We start from the raw sequence: 17,587 nt of genomic DNA, 5'->3' as shown, positions 1-17,587 counted from the left end.
TACTTTATAAACTGAAAGGGTGAAATATCAGAAGCTATAGGCTATGGCCAGGTTGTAGCTTCTTCCCGGTTTATAGCTGCGGGTCACCTCTTCAATGGTGCGGGCTTGTCCGTTTACGGTGACGTCTTCAAATTGTTTGAAGTAGTAGCGTTCGGCCAGCAAGTCACGTACGGTAGCTTTTATTTCCAGTTTGCCAAACTTTTTGCTTGCCGAAAGGTCGATGCTGTTGCGCGGCATTTCGTAAGAGTTTGGTATGTTGCGTGCATCACCTTCGGAAGAACTGCCGTAGCGGTTGCCTACACCGATGATACGTTTTCCGATACGGTTGTAGAGTACGGCGGCGTTCCATCCCTTATCCGGATTGTTATAGAAGAGGCCCGTGTTGATGAGGTAAGGCGATTGTCCTTGCATGGGACGGTCTATGTTATTGCCACCTTCTTTAAACTGTACTTTACTCTTAATCCATGCGCCGTTGAATGAAAAACTGAAATTACGCATGCCGATGAAGTCGAGATTCTTGCGGATATCTACTTCGATACCGTAGTTGTTGGCACCTTTGGCGTTGACGTAAGAGTAGATCGGATCGGTTCCTCCCGACATGGTGTAGGTCCATTCAATGGGATTTTCGAAATGTTTGTAGAATAAGGCAATAGAGACTTGTTCACCGTTGCTGGGGTACCATTCGTAGCGCAAATCTACGTTCTGTATGTAAGCTGCCTGCAGGGATGAATTACCCATGACACTGCTTCCCAGATCGAAATCATAGTAGACGGAGGTGGACAGTTCGCGGAACTCAGGACGGTTTACCGATTTACCGTAAGCCAGGCGGAACTGATGCTTTTCATTCAGTTTGTAAGTGGCATTGACGGAGGGGAACAGGTCTTTATAGTCATAGAAAGTGCTTTGCAGGCTTTCTTCATACGAACGGGTGTTCATGATCAGTTCCTGACGGGCATATTCATAGCGTGCTCCGGCGTAGAGACTGAAGGGGCCTATCGGAACGTTGATACCGATATAGCCGGACAATTGAGTATTTTTACCCTCATAGTTGTTCATGTAGTTGACTTCTTCTTGCATGTAGAGCTTGTCAATTCCATAGTTAGAGTCTATCAATACATTGTTTGCCACATCATTGTCAAACTGGAATCCCTTAGGCAAGCTGTTATTCGGTTGCCAGCCGTACTGGAACTGGCGGGTGTTGTAGGTACGTGTACGATACTCGCCATAAGCGCCGGCTTTCAAAGTGGGGGCGATGTCACCGAACTGGAAGTCCTGGCGATAGTTTATATTTGCTGAGCCGATGTGTTCGTCCAGTTTGGTGAATTCACGGCTGATACGGTAAATACCCATGGTTTCATTGGTGCGGTCGGTACGTTCAATGAGACGACGGTCCGGCAAGTTACGGTTGGCATAAGCATAACCTACACTCCAGTCGAAACGACTGTCATCAAAGCTGTGTCTGCCTGTGAATTGGGTGTTGTAGGTCGTGCGGCTGGAGTAGTAGTACTCCATGTTGTTGATGTTGTCCGGTTGTGCGTTGAAACCTGTACGTTCCGAGTAGCGGTCTTTGGATATCTGGTTGAAGATATTCTTGAACTCATAGCGGTGGTTGCTGTTGCGTGGCTGGAAGGTCAGGTTCAGCAGGGCACCGAGGCGGATATCATTGCTGTACTGGTTGTCTGTCGCTTTCCGCAGATAGACGTATTTGTCATTGTTGGTATCATAAGGACCATAGAGAGAGTTTTCCATATCGAGATAGGTCTTATAGGAATTGCTGTAATTCACAGCAGCCAGCATACCGATGGCACGTCCGCTTTCGGTTTCCCACTTGCGGTTGTATGCCATATTCAGTTTTAAGTCTCCTACGGGTTTGATGGTTTTCAGTGTCCAGTCGTTGTTGAAACCGTTGTTCAATACATCTATGCGGGCTGTGTTTCCGGTTTCATATCCGGGATACATGTTCAGAGTGCCCTTCATGCCGGCATCCAGACTACGGAAACCGTTTCCGAAGCCGAGCCAGTCCATGCTGCTGCCTTTGGCTTTACGAAAGTCTTTGAAGTGCGTCTGGTCATTGATAGCTCCTCCTATTGATATGTTGAAGCTGTTCTCGCTGGGCATATCTTTGGTATTTATCAGGATGAATCCACCTGTGAAGTCTGCGGGATATTCCGGAGCGGGACTTTTTACGATTACCATATTATCCAGTTGTGAACTGGGGATGATGTCGAATGAAAAGGCGCGTGAATCGGCTTCTGAACTGGGCACGGCACTGCCGTTCATCCATACATTATTATACCGTTGCGACAGGCCGCGCACCATTACAAACTTTTCGTCGATGATGCTGATGCCGGGTACGCGACTGATTACTTCCGAGGCATTACTGTCCTGGGTTTTGGCGATTTGTTGGGCGGAAACCCCACTCTGTACCACAAGGCTGCGACGTTGTTCTTGTATCAGCGCTACCTCGTTGTTACGTTTGGCTTGTGCGGTGACCGATACTTCGCCTAATGCTTGTGCATCGCTTTCCATCTCAAAGTTCAGTAGAGTTTCGGCCTTAACTTTTACACTGTTGAGCAGGATGTCTTTGTATCCTATATATCTCACTGCTATGGTGTATGTACCGTCTTTTACATTCAGCGTATAGTTACCGTCAATGTCGGCTACCACACCCTGCGCTGTCCCGGTTATCTGTATGGTAGCTCCGGTCAGCGGTTCTTTCGTCTGCTTGTCGAGGACGATTCCTTTGATGTTTCCAGCCAAGGCAGTCATGGTGGAAAGTACCAGTAATAAAATGAAGAAAAATACTTTTCCTAAATCCAGTTTCATGCTCATCTTTTATAGTTTCTTATTTCCGATGCAAAGATGCGGCAACGGAATTACAACCGTAATACACATGTCATACAATTGATTCTCAATATGATTACATTTTGGTGACAGAATGCCCTGATAATGGCGGATGCCTATTTAAATATGCTTTAGTTTTTTTGTTGATGGGAATGGGAACAAATTCAAGAAGTAAACGTTATCTTTGCGCTATTTAGAATCTTAATAGACATTGATATGAGTGTTGTCTCTTCACATTCACAAGAATCAGAACGTTTTCGCCGCCTCTCTACTATCGGCCAGATAGGATGGTGGGAAGCTGACTTTACTACCCGGGATTATCTTTGTTCTGAGTATGTATGTAATTTGCTGGGGCTGAAAAGTGATACCCTGACCTTTCGTGAATTCGGACTGTATATTCGTGAAGACTATCGTCAACGTATTAGCCGTGAGTTTATCTCAATAGAAGAAGTTGAGATTTATGAACAGACTTTCCCTATACTTACTACACGTGGCGTGGTTTGGGTGTGTTCTCGTCTGGGTGAGAAGTGGATGACGGAAGACGGGCACTTAAAAGCTTTTGGTATTCTCCAGGTGGTTGATGCTCCGGAGAATATGGAGTCTACGGATATCCTGAAGCAATTCAATGCTTTGCTGTTCCGGCAACATTCCGTATCAAACTCTCTGCGTAATTTTCTGAAAGATAAATGCCTGGACGAGGTAATCCCGAAGGTACTGAAAGATGTACTGGAACTTTTTCATGGAGGACGCGTATACATCATTGAATATGATGAAGGTTACCATACTCAGAGTTGTACATACGAGGTAGTTGCCCAAGGCGTAGAGCCGGAAATAGAGTTGTTGCAGGCCACTGATACTCAGGGTATGGAATGGTGGCATAGTCATATATTGGCGGATAAACCTATCTTGCTGAATTCCTTGACCGAATTGCCGGATGAAGCTGAACTGGAGCGTAAAATATTGTCTGTACAAGATATCAAGTCATTGATGGTGATTCCTTTGCGGAATACTGAACGCATTTGGGGATATATAGGTATCGATCTGGTAGAGCAGGAACACAGATGGGATAATGAAGACTATCAATGGTTCTCTTCCCTTGCCAATATCATCAGTATCTGCATCAACTTGCGCCGTGCCAGAGATGAGGCGGAACGTGAGCGTTCTTTCTTGCGTAACCTATATAAGTATATGCCTATGGGATATGTGCGCCTTTCCGTTATTTTCGATGGGGAGGGGAAACCGACTGATTATCTCATCACGGATGCCAACCAGTTCAGTGCCGATCTATGTGGTGCACCACTGGATAGTTACAAAGGGCGTTTGGCTTCGGAGATTTATTCGGAGGAAAGAATGAAAGAAAAGATAAGGGGGCTGGCCGAAATACATAACAGGAATACGTACAGGGAACTGGACGAGTATTTTGAACTTACAGGTAAGACTTGCCATTGCGTCATTTATTCACCCGACCCGGAAGAACTGGTGTGTCTCTACATGGACATCACAGAAATGCAGCAGACTTACATGGCACTGGACCATAGCGAAAAACTGTTGCGTAATCTCTTCTCTAATATTCCGGTAGGCATTGAAATCTATGATAAGGACGGATTTCTGATTGACCTCAACAATAGAGATTTAGAAATATTCGGCGTCAAGGATAAGGCGAATACCGTTGGTGTAAACTTCTATCAGAATCCGAATGTGCCGCTGGATATACGTGAAAGAATGCAAGTTGAAGATGAACTTGACTTTTCACAGGATTATGAGTTTACCAAGATAAGCGACTATTATGAATCGGGGAAAAAAGGGGGTATAGAACTCTATACCAAAGTAAACAAGATATATGATAGCAAAGGTGATTGTAGTGGCTTTGTACTTATTAATATCGACAATACAGAAAGGATAAGTTCTATTAACCGTATCCGTGACTTTGAGAATTTCTTCCTGTTGATTTCCGATTATGCCAAAGTGGGCTATGCCAAGTTGAACTTACTCACCAAAGAGGGCTATGCCATCAAACAATGGTATAAAAATATGGGTGAGGATGAAGAAACACCTCTGGGAGAGGTAGTAGGAATATATAATAAGATGCATCCGGAGGACAGGGTGCGCGTACTGACTTTCTTTGAAAAAGCTAAACTGGGAGAGGAGACAAGTTTCAAAAGTGAAATGCGTGTACTGAGATCCGGAACGCTGAATAAATGGAACTGGGTGCGCATGAATGTAGTACTCAATCGTTATGATCCGGCGAATGGTCTGATTGAGTTAATCGGCGTCAATTACGATATCACTGAGTTGAAGGAAACTGAAAGGAAACTGATTGTTGCCAAGGAGAAAGCAGAAGAAGCTGATCGTCTGAAGAGTGCGTTTTTGGCAAATATGAGTCATGAGATACGTACACCTCTGAACGCTATTGTCGGATTCTCGAGCCTGTTGGTGGAGACAGACGAGCCGGAGGAAAAGCAGGAATACGCCAAGATGGTGGAGGAGAATAATGAACTGTTGCTTCAACTGATTTCTGACATTCTGGACCTGTCGAAGATAGAGGCGGGAACCTTTGATTTCAAATTCAAGGATTTTGATATTAATACCTTGTGCGGAGATCTTGCACGCTCCATGCAGTTGAGGGTAAAGCCGGGAGTGGAGCTTATTTTTGAACCTACATTGCCGCAATGCGTCATCGTTAGCGATCCTAACCGCTTGCACCAGGTGGTTTCCAACTTTATAAACAATGCCATTAAGTTCACTACCACGGGCAGCATCCGGATTGGATACGATAAACCAGATGAAAAACACCTGCGGGTGTATGTGGCAGATACGGGTATTGGTATTGCTCCGGAAGCCTGTAGTAAAGTGTTCGACCGTTTCATTAAACTGAATTCTTTTGTTCAGGGCACAGGATTGGGACTTTCCATAAGCAAGAGTATTATCGAGCAACTGGGTGGCAAGATTGGGGTAGATAGTGAGTTGGGCAAAGGCTCAACATTCTGGTTTATTTTGCCGTTGGAATAAAGTATTTAATCAAATACCATATCTACCTGCCAAGTATTTACTCTTTGTGTAGTTCCTTGAAACAGACTATGTTTATGGTACATCCAAAGCATCCATCCTGCATTGGTATGAATGCCGTAATTGGTGTAACTCTCCATAAAGAGGTAAGGTTGCTTGTCTGGCATTGCAGGTGGCAGCTCGCCTAACCCATAAATTTTTGACAGGAAACGTTTCGACTCTTCCAAAAGTTGGTCGGTATCGAAATATTGATTGATAGTGAAGTCTACTTCGGAACTTTCCGTATTATAATCATAGATAAAGAAATCTGCTTGGGTATCGATAGGTTGGGCGCCTTCGAAAGGAAGCTTTACTTTATTGTCGGTATAATGGTGCTTGTTTATATCATATATATTACCGTGGAAGGCATACATATCGGTGATGTATTCTATTCCTTTCAGGTATAGCTCTTTGTTGCTGTATACCTGTAGCATATATTGTACCATATTGTTTATCATTTGATTAATTGAATCACGTTTGCTACCTTCTATTTGGTCTTTTATCATATGCTGTGAGAAAAGACTTTTAATCTCTTCTTGTAGATTATAAAAATGAGGTTTTATGGCATTCTGTATTTCATCCCAGTTAGCAATATTCTGGAAACGTCCATATTCGTTGGTAAGAATACGTATATTCGGAGTTTTTTTGAGGTTATCTATCACTTTATACATGATTTGTTGTGAGAGTGTGTCCTTGAACTGGTAATTGCTAGATATCTCGCGAAGCTCTAATGTATAGCTGTTGGCTGTAGAATCCACAACTTCAAGACTGTATCGTGCTGTGGTCTTTTTATCCGGGAGGGTATCGCCGTCTATAATATCGTATTCCAGATTGATGTAATCATATTCATACTTGTCTCCCAGTTCCCAGTAACCAATGACTTGGACGGTGGAGTCTTTCAACATGATTTGTGCTTGTATGCCAGTGCAGAGCAGGCTGAAAAATAGAAGAGTAGTCAGCTTCTTCATAGTGAAGATGTTTTTTGTTAATGTGACAAAGGTATGAAAATACAGGAATAAAAAAAGTGTGTACCGGAGATTTTATCCATCCGGTACACACTTTAGTGAAATAAGAATTGAATAGTTCGTTTATAGTCCGAACGAGAACTTGTCGATGGATTGATAAACCACGCTCGCAAGGCTCAGTACGATGATACCGAGTGTACAGATGACAAGACTGGCACGCGTGTAGTTATCGCTGCGGAAAGTTGCGATAGGCTCATCACTCTTGTTGATATACATGGACTTCACAATCTTCAGATAGTAATAGAGTGAAATAATCGTATTCACCAATGCGATGAATACCAGCAGATGGAAACCACCCTGGAAAGCTGCCGCAAAGATAAAGAACTTCGAGAAGAAGCCCGCGAACGGAGGAATACCTGCCAATGAGAACAGGGCAAGTGTCATGAGGAATGCCAGTTTCGGATTGGTACTGTACAGTCCGTTATACTCTTCAAGAGTGAAGCGATGGGCACGCAAGGCGATGATCGTAATCACTGCAAATACAGAGAGGTTGGCGAACATGTAAATAAGTACATAATACACCAATGATGCCATACCCTGTTGCGTTCCGGCAATCACACCCAACATAATATAGCCTGCCTGCGAAATACTGGAAAATGCCATCAATCGTTTCAGGTTTTCCTGGCGCAGGGCGAAAAGGTTGGCAAGGGTGATAGAAGCTATGATAATCCAATAAAGAACTTCCTGCCATTGATCCACCATCGGGGCGAATGTCTTGATAAGGATAGTCATCAATACGAAAGCTGCCGATCCTTTAGAAATAACACTCAAATAAGCAGTTACTACGCTCGGGGCACCTTCGTACACGTCTGCCGTCCAGAGATGGAAGGGAACCAGGGAAAGTTTGAATCCCATGCCGGAGAAGAAAAAGACAAATGCCATTATTTGCAGGGCGTTGCCATCCAGGTGGGCCGGGATATCATCGAAATAAAGAGTACCTACTGTTCCGTAAATAAGCGAGATGCCATAAAGCAACAGTCCGCTGGAAAAAAGTGCGGTGAGGATGTATTTGGCACCAGCTTCGGCAGAGTGATGGCGGTACTTGTCGAAAGCAACCAATGCAGCCATCGGGATACTTGCTGTTTCCAGTCCGATAAAAAACATTAGGAAGTGTCCTGCGGAAATCATGAAGTACATACCCAGCAACGTGCAGAGTGTCAGCATATAGAATTCACCTTGTTTGATGATGGTGTCCGGCAGCTTCAGCCACTCGTGTGCCATCAGGAAAACAATCAGCGTACCTACGCTGAGGATGGACTTCACGATGCTTTGTATCGGGGCGTTATGGTACATGCCACCGAAAGCATCGGCAGCCGGACCGGGGATGATGGTAATCAACGTGTGTATCGTGAGTAGCACGACGGGCAACATGGTATTGAGTCGTGGGTTACCGTCCTTCTTATGAGCGTCAGGGCTCATGAAGAGGTCGGCCACGAAGAGGATCACGATGACAGCTATCAGCGAAAGCTCTTCTTTGAGAATAAGGAATTGGGAATAATCCATATCTATTGAATGATAAGTTATTAGTTATAAGTTATTAGCATACCATTATTGAAATATACTTACCAGAGGCAATACGCTGTCTCCGATCATATTGCTGATCCACAACGGAGCAAGACCGAGACCTGCAACGCAGACGATGAGAATAATCACGGCAGTGCGTTCATCCCAGGTAGCATCAGTCAGTGCCAGATGGTGCTTGTTGGTGCAGGTACCGTAAAGTATCTTACCGACGAGCCGAAGGATATAGACTGCGGTAATCACAATCGAGGTACAGGCGATAATCGTCCATGTGCGGTGGAAAACATCTGCATGCTGGAAAGCACCGTTGAAGATAGTCATTTCGGCAACGAAACCGCTGAGGCCCGGAAGTCCGAGGTTGGCAAGTCCGGCAATGACATAGCACACGGCGAGGAAAGGCATGATTTTCATCAGTCCTGAAAGTTCGCGTACGTCACGTGTGTGGGTACGGCCGTATATCATACCGATAAGGGCGAAGAACAAGGCTGTCATCAATCCGTGGCTGAGCATTTGCAGGACGGCACCTGTACAGGCGGTCTGGTTCATCATCAGGATGGCGAAAAGTACAAGACCGCAGTGAGATACGGAGGAGTACGCATTGATATACTTCAAGTCCGTTTGTACGCAGGCCGAGAAAGCACCGTAGACAACGGAGATACCCGTCAGTATCAGGAATATCCAGCCCAGTTCCTGTGCAGCTTCGGGCATCAGATACATGGCGATACGGAAGCAACCGTAACCACCAAGTTTCATCAGTACACCTGCATGGAGCATACTTACGGCAGTAGGCGCCGAGGCGTGACCGTCGGGGCTCCATGTATGGAACGGGAACAGGGCACCCAGCACACCGAAACCGAGGAACGTAAGCGGGAACCAGATACGTTGTTGTTCGATGGGGATATTGTGCAATGCGGCAATGTCCAGTAGGTTCATGCTCGTGGCGCCGGCACCGTAATAGATGCCAAGGATACCAATCAGCAGGAAGGCAGAACCGCCCATCAGCATCAACGTCAGTTTCATGGCAGAATATTCTTTGCGTCCGCTACCCCATACACCGATAAGCAGGTACATCGGGATAAGCGCTACTTCATAGAACATGAACATGGTGAACAGGTCCGTGGAAATGAAGAAGCCGAATACTCCGAGGGAGAGCAGGGTGAACCAAAGGAAATATTCTTTCGTCAGTGGTTGCAGACGCCAGGAAGCGAATGTTCCGGTGAAGACGATGATAGCGGAAAGCAGCAGCATAGCTACTGAGATGCCGTCTACACCGACAGAATACTGTATGTTGAGTGCCGGATACCAAGGCACATCTGCGCGGAAAAGCATTTCGGCAGTGTCTCCGGCGGCACGGGCTTGCAGGTAGGCAATAGTCAGGCCTACTGCGGCCAGCACCAGTGCCGATGCACCTACCACCATCACCGTGCGTATCTGCCGAAGGTTGCGGCTCAGCCAAAGGCCAAGGAGCATCAGCAGGGGGATGAGAACAAAAATACTTAATATGTTCATCTTTATATTGCGTTTTTACTATTTACGAATTAGGATTGACATTTCTCTACTACAGCAACAACAGCAGAATCAGTGCCAGTGTACCCAACAGGAATACATAGGTGTATTGTTGAATCTGTCCGCTTTGCAAACCGCGTATCTCATCACTGGTAGCATTGGCACTCCAGGCAAGGAAGTTGAAGAAGCCATCCACTACATGGCGGTCGAACCAGGCGATGGGACGGGAGATGCAACCGAAGATAATCTTGTGGGTGATGAACTGGTATATATCATCAATGTAGAAACGATGATAAGCAGCCGTCCACAATCCACGGAAGCGGCGGGCAAGTGCATTGGCAACGGGTTGTTTTGCACGTGCATACATGGCTGTAGCAATTGCGATAGAGACAACAGCTATAGCAATACTGGTACCCGCTACCGCCCAATCGAGATGAATTTCGTAAGCTGTGCCGTTGGAAGAGATGAACTTCCCGAAGGGGATGAAACCTGCCACGATAGTTACAACAGCAAGGAACATCAACGGGATAGTCATCGCTAACGGACTTTCATGAGGCGTGTGTTCAGCATGGAGTTCCTTGTTCTCTTTACCCCAAAAGATACCGTAGTAAAGACGGAACATATAGAACGCCGTCATTGCCGCAATCACTGTCATAATCCAACCCATGACAGGGCTGAACTGGAAGCATGCCGTCAATATCTCATCTTTGGAGAAGAAACCGGAGAACGGGGGAATACCCGCGATGGCAAGACACGCAATCAGGAACGTGACGTGTGTCACAGGCATATATTTGTACAAGCCACCCATAGCGGACATCTCATTGCTGTGTACCGCATGGATAATGCTACCTGCACCGAGGAAGAGCAACGCCTTGAACATAGCGTGTGTAAATAGGTGGAACATTCCCGCCATATATCCCAGACCTCCATGATGCGGATCGGCAGAAGTACAAACTCCCAGTGCCACCATCATGAAACCAATCTGTGAGATAGTAGAGAATGCAAGCACCCGCTTAATGTCACTCTGCACGCAGGCTACCGAAGCGGCATAAAACGCCGTGAATGCTCCGATGTAAGCCACCAAATGCAGCACATTTGGTGCATAACCGATGAACAGCGGGAACATCCGCGCCACCAGGTAAACTCCGGCTACTACCATCGTAGCCGCATGAATCAATGCACTGACAGGCGTAGGACCTTCCATAGCATCCGGCAACCAGATGTGCAACGGGAACATCGCGCTCTTTCCGGCACCACCGATGAACATCAGTCCGAGGGCAAGGGGAATCATTGCTGCACCACCTTTCAACAATGCCATTTCGCTGGGCTGGAAGGTATATGTGCCGGCATAATAACCATAAATAAGGATACCGATCAGAAAACCCAGGTCGGCAAAGCGGGTGACGATGAATGCCTTCTTGCTTGCTGCAACAGCGGACGGCTTCGTATAGTAGAAACCGATGAGCAGATAGGATGAAACACCCACCAACTCCCAGAACAGGTACATCTGGAAGATATTAGTAGCCACCACCAGGCCAAGCATGGACATGGTGAACAGGCTGAGGAATGCATAATAGCGTTGGAACCCGCGTTCGCCCTTCATGTAGCCGAAAGAGTAGACATGTACCATCAGCGACACAGTGGAGATGACGATGAGCATCATCACTGAAATTGGGTCGAGCAAAATACCCAGGTCGATACTCAGCGTCTCGGTGAAAGGCAGCCACGTCACATTATAAGGCATAAGTGTGGCGAAGGTACCATCCGCCAGGCGCGGAGCGGAGAAATATTGCCAGGCAGTGGCATAACTCAGTACGGTCACCACAGCCAATACCGTGGTACCGATGATGCCTGCCGTCCGGTGCGTCATCCATTTGCCACCGATTCCCAACGTGAGGAAGGAGAGCAAGGGGAGGAGCAGGATTAGAATTGTATATTCCATATTTATCTAATTATTAGGTTTTAGATATTAAATATTAATTCTATGCAGCATCACAGCGCAGCTAATTAATACCTAATATTTCATATTTCATATTTTAAGTGTTACCACTTTAACTCGTCCAGCTTGTTCACCTGGATACTTCGTATATTACGGTAGATGTTAATCATAATCGCAATGGCCACTGCCGTTTCGGCTGCCGAGATGGCGATGGAGAACAGGGCAAAGAAATACCCTTCCAGTCCGCCGGGGAAAAGGAAACGGTTGAACACTGCGAAGTTGATGTCCGTAGCATTCAGTATCAACTCAATGCTGATAAGTATGGCCAGTGTGTTGCGGCGGGTGAAGAACCCGTAGATACCGGCGAAAAACATGATAGCCGAAACTATCAGATAATATTCCATGTGTATCATAATCAATTCTTTTTTATCGTTTACGTGCAATCACCAGTCCGCCTACGATACATGCCAGCAGCAGGATACTGATGGCTTCGAAGGGAAGCAGATAACCATATTTATCACTACTCAGCATTGCGTTTCCGATGGTTTTGATGTTGGTTTCCAAAGGTGCAAGGTCAGTGGTGACGATGAACTTATGTTTCAGTGTGATGAACACTACGATGATAGCTCCCACCACGGTGGCACCCAGCCCAGCCAGCAGTTTGCTACGCTTCAACTTGTCGATAGTACGGTCTCCTTCGCCACTGGTCAGCAGGATGGAGAAGACGTAGAGTACAACTATACCGCCGGCATAAACCATGATTTGTACCGAGCCCAGGAATGTGTAGCCCAGCAGGAAGTAAATGCCTGCCGTGCCGAAAAGCGTAAACAGCAGATACGTTGCCGAGCGTACCATATGACGTGTGGTCACGGTGAGAATGGAACACGCGGTGATGAACACTGCCAGAAAGTAGAATACTACGGTTTCAAGGGTCATTTCCATTTGAATTAGTTTTTTAGTGTTTAGTGATTAGTGATTAGCGCATATATGTCGCACGGTGCTAATCACTTATCACTAATCGTTAATCATTTTTTTATTACGTGACTGCCCGGATGATTCAGCGTCTTCACCAGCTTCGTGCGATCGAAGACTGCATGTTCAAAGCCAGTATCAAACGTAATCGCATCGTGCGGACAAGCTGTTACACAAAGCTGGCAGAACATGCACGAACCGAGGTCGTACTCGTACTTTGCCAATATCTTCTTTTTCTTGCCGTCCTCAGTCTCTATCATTTCACTCGTCACCGTAATGGTATCGTTGGGACATGCCATCTGGCACAGTCCGCACGCTACGCAGCGATGCTCGTTCTGGTCGTTATGAGGCATGGTCAGCGAACCACGGAAGCGGTCGAACATCTTCAATGTCGCACGGTTCTCGGGGTATTGCTCCGTCACCTTCCGGCGGCAGAAGACGGTCATGGTAGTTTTCATACCTGTCAGTAAGGAGCTGATGCCATGCACGAGTCCGCCCAAATAACTGTATGTTTTCATAATCTAAAAGTGCAGTTTAAATACAACAATCAGTACCATGATGATGAGGTTCACCATTGAAATAGGTACCAGGTACTTCCATTCCAGCGCCAGAATCTGGTCGATACGCAAGCGGGGGAATGTCCACTTAATCCACATCAGCAGGAACACTACGAAGAATGCTTTACCAAAGAACCAGACAAAGCCCGGAATATAATCCATCACAGCGTTGAAGCCGTCCAGTCCTGCAATGTGCAACGGCATCCAACCACCCAGGAAGATGGTGGCAGCCACACTGGCCACGATGAACAGGTTCAGGTATTCGGCCAGGTAGAAGAAACCGAAGTGCATACCGCTATACTCGGTGTGGTATCCAGCCGTTAATTCGCTTTCTGCTTCCGGCAAGTCGAACGGTCCACGGTTACATTCAGCGTTTCCGGCAATCAGGTAGATGATGAAGGCGATCACTGCCGGGATATGTCCTTTGAAGATGAACCAGCCGTCGGCCTGTCCTTCTACGATTTCGGAGAACTGCATGGTTCCCATTAGCACCACCATTGTCAATATGCTCAATCCTACAGACAATTCATACGAGATGATCTGTGCTCCACTTCGCATAGCGCCGATAAGAGAGAACTTGTTGTTGGAGCTCCAGCCCGCCAGCAAAATTCCTAATACGCCTATGCTGGATGCTGCTAGCAGGAAGAATACACCCACATTGAAGTTCAACACTTCCATACCTTTATTGATAGGCAGACAGGCGAACGTCAGGAATGAAGCAATAATCACCATGAACGGTGCCAGGTTATAAAGGAAACGGTCAGCTTCTTTCGGAGTGAAGATCTCTTTGGTGAGCATCTTCAATACGTCGCAGATGACCTGAATACTACCCCATTTACCCACACGATTCGGACCGAGGCGGCATTGGAAGAAGGCGCATATCTTGCGCTCCATATAAATAAGAATGATGGCGAGTACGGCATACATCAGAATGATACATACGCCTATCACTACACATTCGAGGAATATCGCCAGACCTTCCGGCATGAAGGAGGTCAGCGTCTGGTGAATCCAGTTAGTTACTATACTAAAGTCAAACACGTTATTTAGTTATTAGTTGTTAGTGATTAGTGATTAGTACCTTGCGGCGTGACAGCGTAGCCTGCTTATCACTAATCACTAACCGTTAATCGTTAATTACCTGTCAATATCCGGAACTACATAATCCAGCGTTCCACCTATGGCAATCAAGTCGGCAATTTTTGCTCCGCGACAAATGGTGTCTACGGCGCTCACCAGTGGCAATCCTGTGGAACGAAAATGCAGGCGGTAAGGCGTTTTGTCTCCGTGACTTTCCAGGAAGACGCCAAACTCGCCACGGCTACCCTCTACGGCAGTATAATACTGTCCTTCCGGTACGCGGATAATGGGTTTCATCTTCTCTTGGTAGGGTCCTTCGGGAATGTTGTCGATGAGTTGCTCGATGATATTCATGCTTTCCATGATTTCGTCCATACGAACCATGTAGCGTGCCCATGAGTCGCCTTCGGTGTAGACGATTTCCTTGAAGTCCACCTTGTCATATACTCCATACGGATGACGTTTACGCACATCGCAAGCCCAGCCGCTGGCACGTCCTGTGCCGCCTGTGGCTCCGAAGGTGATGGCATCTTCGCGGCTTAGCACACCCACGCCTTTCAGACGTTGCTGAGCGATAATGTTGCCGGTGAACACCTGATGATATTCGTGGATGATGCCGCGCAGGTAGGGGATAAACTCTTTCACTCGCTTCTGGAAGTTGGGATGCAAGTCAGTCTGCACACCTCCGATGGTGTTATAGTTCATGATGAGGCGTCCGCCGCAGGTTTCCTCGAAGATGTCGAGTATCTTCTCGCGATCACGGAAACCGTAGAAGAAGGCGGTCAGTGCGCCGAGGTCCATTGCCAGACAAGAATAAAACAACAAGTGAGAGTCGATACGTTGCAATTCGTCCATAATGGTACGAATGTATTTCACGCGATCGCTCACTTCAATACCCATTGCCTGTTCAATGCACGAACACAGGGCATGGCGGTTCTGATGAGCGCCCAGATAATCAAGGCGGTCGGTCAGTGCCAGTGTCTGCGGGTAGGTGAGGCTTTCGCACATCTTTTCAATACCCCGGTGGATGTATCCGCAGTTGGCATCTATCTTATCAATGGTTTCACCTTCCAGTGATACACGGAAACGCATTACACCGTGTGTTGCGGGGTGCTGCGGACCGATGTTCACCACATATTCTTCGTCGCCGAAAAGTATGAGCTCTTTATTCTTCACCGTGCCGTCCGGGTTCAGTTCCAGTTCGGTGGTGGTATCTATTGTTTCTTCATTGTCCATGCGCAGCGGATTGTCCTTTTCGGGATCATTATCTTTACGCATTGGATAGCCTACCCAGTCGTTACGCAGGTAGAGGCGGCGCATGTCGGGATGTCCTATGAAGATGATGCCGTAAAAGTCATATACTTCACGTTCATTGAAGTCTGCTGCTTTCCAAATGTCGCTGACACTGGGCAATTCAGGATTCTCGCGGTCCAGGGTGGCAGTGCGCACTGCTGCCTGTTTGCCGGTGACGGTGGATTCCAGTAGGTAGACAATACCCAGTCCACGTGGAGTATCCGGTGCGTCACCATCGGCGGGTTCTCCCCAATCCATACCGCTAAGGCATTTCAGAAAGTCCATCTGCTCTTCGCGATGCAAACGGAGCATTTCGGCATGTAAGTCCGCAGGTTTTATAAATCGTATATTATCCATATTCTGATTATTTTTCTGTCTCCTCTTTCGGTTTGGGTTCTTTTCTGTTCACTCCACCGAAGAATTTTTCTATCTTCACTTTGCGTTGCAACTGCATCATACCGTAATAGAATGCTTCCGGACGAGGCGGGCATCCCGGGATGTATACATCCACCGGCAAAACCTTGTCAACCCCGTTCACTACATGGTACGATTTCTTGAATGGTCCGCCACTAACGGCGCATCCACCCACGGCAACCACATATTTAGGGTCAGGCATCTGGTCGTACAAACGTTTCAGTACGGGCGCCATCTTGTTGGTGATAGTTCCGCACACCATAATCATATCTGCCTGTCGCGGACTGGCACGGGCTACTTCAAATCCGAAGCGCGCCATGTCGTAGCGCGCGGCACCCAGTGCCATGAACTCGATACCGCAACAACTTGTTGCAAACGTAAGCGGCCACAGCGAATTGCTACGTCCCCAGTTGATGAAGTCGTCCAGTACACCGAGGGCAACATTTGCACCTCCGGCATTAAGTTCGCGAACGAGTTTCTCCAACGTTTCATTATCCGTAAATTCTTCATACGGGATAGATTTTATTTTTGGCTTTTTCTTTATTTCCATTCCAATGCTCCTTTCCGCCATGCATAGGCAAGTCCTAATACCAGGATGAGTAAGAAAAATAAGATACTGAGTAATCCCGTTATTCCCAGGTCGCGGGCGATGACTGCCCACGGAAACAGGAATACCGTTTCTACATCGAACATCAGAAACAGGATGGCAAACAGGTAGTAACCCACCCGGAATTGCATCCACGATTTACCACGGGTAGGAATACCACACTCGTACGCTTCCATTTTCTGTGGATTGTACGAACGGGGTGATATCGCTTTGGACAGCGCGATAACAATACCCACGAAAGCAATTGCCGTCAGTAAGACGACTACTAACAAAGTAAAATTCATAAATCTAATTATCTTTTAGATGTATATAATAGGATAGTTGGCCGAAGGGAGCAATCCCTCTGAATCGCCTTCGACGGACCTTGGCAAACTTTGCAGTCTGCCCGACTTATTTTATTAAATAATTATCTTTCTCAACCCGAAGACATAGTAAGAGAGCGGGTCGGGCACAGGATAGAAAGAGGAGTGCAACAATGAGTTGCAGGCTGGAGAATCAGCCAGCCAGTGCATCCGGAAATAATTCAGTAACAGCAAGACACTCTTGTTACCGGGCACTTGTGTACTGTCCACGTTATCTATATAAAGAGGTGTGGAAAGGAAACGATTATATATGTTACGGATGTTCTGTTGATGTGTAGTAGGAGCTTGAGACAAGATGCAACGCTCGTCATCGTTGCGTATGAAGGTGCATGATATACCCGCCGCCTGTGCTGCACCGTCGTACAGCAATACGCCGAGTAAGAGGATCATGAGGTATTTTATACACTGTTTCATACAACTAC

At 46.7% G+C, this 17,587-nt stretch carries 14 protein-coding genes; 1 reads left to right on the top strand and 13 read right to left on the bottom strand.

Translation table 11 applies throughout. The features are described 5' to 3' along the window. Positions 1-27: 27 nt before the first annotated feature. Positions 28-2,832 carry a TonB-dependent receptor domain-containing protein gene (locus HMPREF9447_RS20685; protein WP_085938354.1) on the bottom strand — a complete coding sequence of 935 codons (2,805 nt, stop codon included), beginning with the start codon at positions 2,830-2,832 and terminating at the stop codon, positions 28-30. A gap of 228 nt (positions 2,833-3,060) precedes the next feature. Between HMPREF9447_RS20685 and HMPREF9447_RS20680 the strand changes: the two genes are divergently transcribed. Continuing rightward, positions 3,061-5,853: a sensor histidine kinase gene (locus tag HMPREF9447_RS20680; RefSeq protein ID WP_009131737.1), complete on the top strand. Its 2,793-nt coding sequence runs from the start codon at positions 3,061-3,063 to the stop codon at positions 5,851-5,853. A 5-nt stretch (positions 5,854-5,858) separates the two neighbouring features. Here HMPREF9447_RS20680 and HMPREF9447_RS20675 read toward each other — a convergent pair whose 3' ends face one another. From HMPREF9447_RS20675 to HMPREF9447_RS20620, 12 genes are all read right to left on the bottom strand, one after another. Further along, the gene (locus HMPREF9447_RS20675; protein ID WP_009131736.1) at positions 5,859-6,857 is read right to left on the bottom strand and encodes a hypothetical protein; all 999 of its coding nucleotides are present in this window, start codon (positions 6,855-6,857) and stop codon (positions 5,859-5,861) included. Between the two features lie 120 nt (positions 6,858-6,977). After that, positions 6,978-8,417 (bottom strand): NADH-quinone oxidoreductase subunit N, encoded by a 1,440-nt coding sequence (locus HMPREF9447_RS20670; protein WP_009131735.1) that lies wholly within the window; start codon positions 8,415-8,417, stop codon positions 6,978-6,980. A 45-nt stretch (positions 8,418-8,462) separates the two neighbouring features. Then, on the bottom strand, positions 8,463-9,944 hold the full coding sequence (locus HMPREF9447_RS20665; RefSeq protein WP_009131734.1) for a complex I subunit 4 family protein: 1,482 nt from the start codon (positions 9,942-9,944) through the stop codon (positions 8,463-8,465). 49 nt (positions 9,945-9,993) lie between these two features. Further along, positions 9,994-11,883, bottom strand: coding sequence for an NADH-quinone oxidoreductase subunit L (gene nuoL / locus HMPREF9447_RS20660; RefSeq protein WP_009131733.1), 1,890 nt, complete (start codon positions 11,881-11,883; stop codon positions 9,994-9,996). A 101-nt stretch (positions 11,884-11,984) separates the two neighbouring features. Next, entirely contained in the window at positions 11,985-12,293 is a 309-nt protein-coding gene (gene nuoK, locus HMPREF9447_RS20655) for an NADH-quinone oxidoreductase subunit NuoK (RefSeq protein ID WP_009123012.1), read from the bottom strand. A gap of 13 nt (positions 12,294-12,306) precedes the next feature. Then, positions 12,307-12,822 (bottom strand): NADH-quinone oxidoreductase subunit J family protein, encoded by a 516-nt coding sequence (locus HMPREF9447_RS20650; RefSeq protein WP_009131732.1) that lies wholly within the window; start codon positions 12,820-12,822, stop codon positions 12,307-12,309. An 83-nt stretch (positions 12,823-12,905) separates the two neighbouring features. Then, positions 12,906-13,370, bottom strand: a complete 465-nt coding sequence (locus HMPREF9447_RS20645) for a 4Fe-4S binding protein (protein ID WP_009131731.1) — start codon at positions 13,368-13,370, stop codon at positions 12,906-12,908. Between the two features lie 3 nt (positions 13,371-13,373). Then, positions 13,374-14,450: an NADH-quinone oxidoreductase subunit NuoH gene (gene nuoH, locus HMPREF9447_RS20640; RefSeq protein WP_009131730.1), complete on the bottom strand. Its 1,077-nt coding sequence runs from the start codon at positions 14,448-14,450 to the stop codon at positions 13,374-13,376. 96 nt (positions 14,451-14,546) lie between these two features. Further along, positions 14,547-16,139, bottom strand: coding sequence for an NADH-quinone oxidoreductase subunit D (locus tag HMPREF9447_RS20635; RefSeq protein ID WP_009131729.1), 1,593 nt, complete (start codon positions 16,137-16,139; stop codon positions 14,547-14,549). A 7-nt stretch (positions 16,140-16,146) separates the two neighbouring features. Beyond that, a complete protein-coding gene (locus tag HMPREF9447_RS20630; RefSeq protein WP_009131728.1) occupies positions 16,147-16,746 on the bottom strand; it encodes an NADH-quinone oxidoreductase subunit B in 600 nt (199 codons plus the stop codon). After that, a complete protein-coding gene (locus tag HMPREF9447_RS20625; RefSeq protein WP_009131727.1) occupies positions 16,737-17,087 on the bottom strand; it encodes an NADH-quinone oxidoreductase subunit A in 351 nt (116 codons plus the stop codon). The genes HMPREF9447_RS20630 and HMPREF9447_RS20625 overlap by 10 nt, the downstream gene beginning before the upstream one ends. Before the next feature lie 114 nt (positions 17,088-17,201). After that, positions 17,202-17,579, bottom strand: coding sequence for a hypothetical protein (locus HMPREF9447_RS20620; protein WP_009131726.1), 378 nt, complete (start codon positions 17,577-17,579; stop codon positions 17,202-17,204). Positions 17,580-17,587: the final 8 nt, after the last annotated feature.

The organism is Bacteroides oleiciplenus YIT 12058, assembly GCF_000315485.1.
Lineage (GTDB): Bacteria > Bacteroidota > Bacteroidia > Bacteroidales > Bacteroidaceae > Bacteroides > Bacteroides oleiciplenus.
This window is presented reverse-complemented; position numbering and strand designations above follow the sequence as displayed.